Annotated in this window: 3 protein-coding genes; all 3 read left to right on the forward strand. The window is 65.1% G+C overall.

The genetic code is table 11. The features are described 5' to 3' along the window. Positions 1–96 precede the first annotated feature (96 nt). From LB552_RS29530 to LB552_RS29540, 3 genes are read left to right on the forward strand one after another with little or no spacing between them, the layout of a single operon-like run. Complete coding sequence (locus tag LB552_RS29530) at positions 97–1,473, forward strand: aspartate aminotransferase family protein (RefSeq protein ID WP_224611719.1); 1,377 nt, start codon at positions 97–99, stop codon at positions 1,471–1,473. Positions 1,474–1,484: 11 nt separating this feature from the next. Next, positions 1,485–2,891 (forward strand): glutamine synthetase family protein, encoded by a 1,407-nt coding sequence (locus tag LB552_RS29535; protein ID WP_224611721.1) that lies wholly within the window; start codon positions 1,485–1,487, stop codon positions 2,889–2,891. Continuing rightward, on the forward strand, positions 2,881–3,714 hold the full coding sequence (locus LB552_RS29540; protein ID WP_224611723.1) for a UdgX family uracil-DNA binding protein: 834 nt from the start codon (positions 2,881–2,883) through the stop codon (positions 3,712–3,714). Before LB552_RS29535 ends, LB552_RS29540 begins: the two co-directional genes overlap by 11 nt. Positions 3,715–3,992 lie beyond the last annotated feature (278 nt).

A 3,992-nucleotide genomic window follows, 5' to 3' on the forward strand; every position in this document is an offset into this window, starting at 1 on the left:
ACTGCCTACTGCCTACTGCCTACTGCCTACTGCCTACTGCCTACTGCCTACTGCCTACTGCCTACTGCCTACTGCCTTACTGCCTGAGGGGACTTCATGCATTCAATCGACCGGACTTCCATCGGCGGCATCGACGTCGCTCGCATCGCCGAATTGCGCGAGACGGAGGCGGCCGCCTTCCGCAAGGCGCGGCCGAAATCCGAGGCGAAGCTCGGCAACGGCATTGCCGGTTTCCTCGGCGGGGTGCCGATGCACTGGATGAGCGACTGGCCGACGCCGTTCCCGATTCTGGTCGACGGCGCCAAGGGCGCTATCATCACTGACATCGACGGCAATAGGCTCGACGATTTCTGCCTCGGCGATACCGGCTCGATGCTCGGCCATTCGCCGCCGGCGGTCGCCCGGGCGATCCGCCGGCAGGCCGCTCGGGGTCTGACCTATATGCTGCCAAGCGAGGATGCGCTGGCGATCGGCCCACTGCTGCAGCAGCGCTTCGGCCTGCTCTACTGGCAGATCGCCACCACCGCCACCGACGCCAACCGCTTTGCGCTGCGCGTCGCCCGCGCGGTGACCGGACGCGAGAAGATCCTGGTCTTCAACGGCTGCTATCATGGCTCGGTCGACGAGACGATGGTGCGGCTTATCGACGGCAAACCGGTCAACCGGCCTGGGCTGGCCGGCGAGTTCCGCGACCTGACGCGAGCCACGAAGATTGTCGAATTCAACGATGTTGCAGCCTTGGAAGCAGCAGTTGCCGACCGCGACGTCGCCTGCGTCATCACTGAGCCGGTGCTGACCAATTCCTGCATGGTGCTGCCGGAACCCGGTTTCCACGACGCGCTGCGGCGCCTGACCCGCGCGGCCGGCACACTGCTGCTGATCGACGAGACGCACACGATTTCGACGGGGCCGGGCGGTTATACGCGCAAGCACGGGCTGGAGCCGGACCTGTTCGTGCTCGGCAAGCCGGTGGCCGGCGGCGTGCCGGCGAGCATCTGGGGCATGAGCGAGGAGGTCGCCACGCGCTATGGCGGCTACAACCAGACCAAGGAGCCCGGCTATTCCGGCATGGGCACCACGCTGTCGGCGAACCCGCTGCAATTCGCGGCGATGCGCGCCACGCTGGAAGAGGTGATGACGGAGGCAGCCTACGCCCATATGGACCGGCTGGCGCGCCGCCTCGATGCGGGGCTCTCCGCCGTCATTCAGCGAAGCAAGCTGCCCTGGCATGTCGCGCGGGTCGGCGCCCGCGTCGAGTTCATCTGTGCGCCCGGACCGCTGCAAAACGGCGGCGAGGCCGAGAAGGCGCATGCGCCGGAACTCGAAGCCGCCATCCATGTCGCGCTGGTCAATCGCGGCGTGCTGATCGCGCCGTTCCACAACATGATGCTGATCTCACCGGCAACGACTTCGGCGCAAGTGAGCCGACTGATCGCCGCCTTCGCCGCGGTTGCGGGCAAGCTTGCGGCGTGAGAAAAGCGGCGATGGACAATCTGAACGCCGCTACCACCTCTCCTTCCGGCTCGACTCCCGCCGAGGCGAAGGCGTTTCTCGACGCGCATCCTGAGATCGAGGCGTTCGACATCGTGCTCACCGACGCCAACGGCATCGGCCGCGGCAAGATCGTGCGCCGGCACGAGCTGATGGGCATTTTCGAGAACGGCCGGCATCTGCCGATCTCGATCCTCGGCCTCGACATCACCGGCGAGGATGTGCACGAAACCGGACTGGTGTGGGACACCGGCGACGGCGATCTCAGGGCATGGCCGATCCCCGGCACGCTGGTGCCGCTCTTCGGCACCAACCCGCCGCGCGGCCAGGTGCTGATGTCGATGCACCACCTCGACGGCCAGCCGATGACCTCTGACCCGCGGCTGGTGCTGGCAAGGCAGGTGGAATTGCTGGCGGCGCGCGGACTGCATCCGGCCGGCGCCTTCGAGCTTGAGTTTTTCCTGCTGTCCAATGAGCGCGACGCGGATGGCAAGGTTCAGCCTGCCCGCGCGGTGCTCGACGGCCGCCGCTCGGCCAAGACCGAGGTCTATTCGGTCGACCATCTGCATGGCATGGAGCCACTGTTTTCCGACATCTACGCCGCCGCGAGGGCGCAGGGCATTCCAGCCGAGACGGTGATCTCCGAATACGCGCCCGGCCAGTACGAACTAACGCTCAACTACCGCAAGGACGTGATGCGGGCGGCCGACGATCTCGTCATGCTGAAGCGGCTGGTACGGGCGCAGGCGCGGCGGCACGGCGTCACCGCCTGCTTCATGGCCAAGCCCATCGAGGCCTATGCCGGATCGGGCATGCATTTCCATGTCTCGCTGGAGGACGATGGCGGCCGCAACGTCTTCACCGAGGCAGCCGGCGAGAAGTGGTCACTAAGCCTGCTCAACGCGCTTGGCGGTCTCATCCACACCATGGCGGAATCCATGCTGGTGTTTGCGCCGCACGCCAATTCATGGCGCCGCTTCGTCTCGCAATCCTATGCCCCCGTGGCGCCCAGTTGGGGCGTCAACAACCGCTCGGTGGCGCTGCGCGTGCCGGCGGGCGACGCCAGGAACCGCCGCATCGAGCACCGGCCGTCGGGCGTAGACGCGAATCCATACCTTGTCGCCGCAACGGTGCTGGCCGGCATCGTCAAGGGCCTGGACGAGGGTCTGGACCCTGGCCTCGAGACGACCGGGAACGGCTATGAACAGGCAACGGAGAAATCGAGCATGCCCGCCGACTGGCGCGCCGCAATCGAAGCGGCCAGAGGCTCCGATTTCCTGAAGTCGGCGCTCGGCCCCGACCTGCACCGAACCTTCGTGGCGATCAAGCAGGCGGAATATCTGCGCGTGGCACGCACCGTCAGCGAGCTGGACTATCATCTCTACCTGCATGAGGTTTGAGCACAGGGCCCGACAGGCGCGGCGATCACGTTTTGCCAACGGCAGGAGATGCCGAAGAAAATATTGGCGGAACCTTCCCGCGGCCTCGCTCATTCCAGATTTGACAGCAGGAGCAGACAGAGCCGCGTCAGAGATGATCGACCGGATGCCAACCACCCCAGTACCGCGCCATGCCAAGGTGAAGGCCAAGCATTGGCCGACGCCCGAGCCGGCCGATGTGGTGGCGCCTGAAGCCGAAGATATTGCGGAGTTGCGCGAAGAGGCGAAGGGCTGCCGACGCTGCCCGCTTTGGCATGACGCAACGCAGACCGTGTTCGGCGAAGGACCGGAAAGTGCGGAAGTGGTCTTCGTCGGCGAACAGCCAGGCGATCAGGAGGATCTGGCCGGCAAACCATTTGTCGGCCCGGCCGGCAGAATATTCGACAGCATCCTGGACGACGCCGAAATCGACCGCCGCAAGGTCTATGTGACCAATGCGGTCAAACACTTCAAATTCGAGCCGCGCGGCAAGCGGCGCATCCATTCGAAGCCCAATGCCGGCGAAATCCAGGCCTGCCGCTGGTGGTTGGACAAGGAGCTCGACCTCGTCAAGCCGAACCTCGTGGTGGCGCTCGGCGCGACGGCGGCGCAGTCGCTGCTCGGCAAGGCCGTGCCGATCACCAAGATGCGCGGCGATGTGATCGAGCGCGAGGATGGCTTGCGGGTGTTTGTGACCATCCACCCCTCCTTCATCCTGCGCATCCGCGATCATGAGGACAAGGAGGCGGAGAGGGACCGGTTTTTGCATGATATGCGGAAGGTGAAAGGGCTGATGGCTGCTTGATCGTTCTACGCACCCGAGGGACCGGTGGGCGTGCGCTTTTGAACGGCTCTGCGGCGTTGGAGATTAGCCGAAGCGCCTATCGCTTCGTCATCCACGGGCGGAGCAAGGAGCGAAGCGACGCGCGCAGACCCTGGAATCCATGCCGTTACCTTCGCCAAGGCGTGCAACGGAGCAGAATCTGCACCGTGGCAGCGCTTCCAAGTCACGGCATGGCAACTGTGTTCACGCGAATGCGGTTTTGTCGCGAATGATAGCGTTGAGGACGACCAGGAGCTTCC

Origin of the sequence: Mesorhizobium sp. CA7 (assembly GCF_020165015.1) — a bacterium.
In the GTDB taxonomy this organism is placed as follows: Bacteria; Pseudomonadota; Alphaproteobacteria; order Rhizobiales; family Rhizobiaceae; genus Mesorhizobium.

Bases quoted from the DNA above. Each gene is read 5' to 3' on its own strand.
- LB552_RS29530 (WP_224611719.1), top strand. From the start codon at position 97: ATGCATTCAATCGACCGGACTTCCATCGGCGGCATCGACGTCGCTCGC.
- LB552_RS29540 (WP_224611723.1), top strand. From the start codon at position 2,881: ATGAGGTTTGAGCACAGGGCCCGACAGGCGCGGCGATCACGTTTTGCC.
- LB552_RS29535 (WP_224611721.1), top strand. From the start codon at position 1,485: ATGGACAATCTGAACGCCGCTACCACCTCTCCTTCCGGCTCGACTCCC.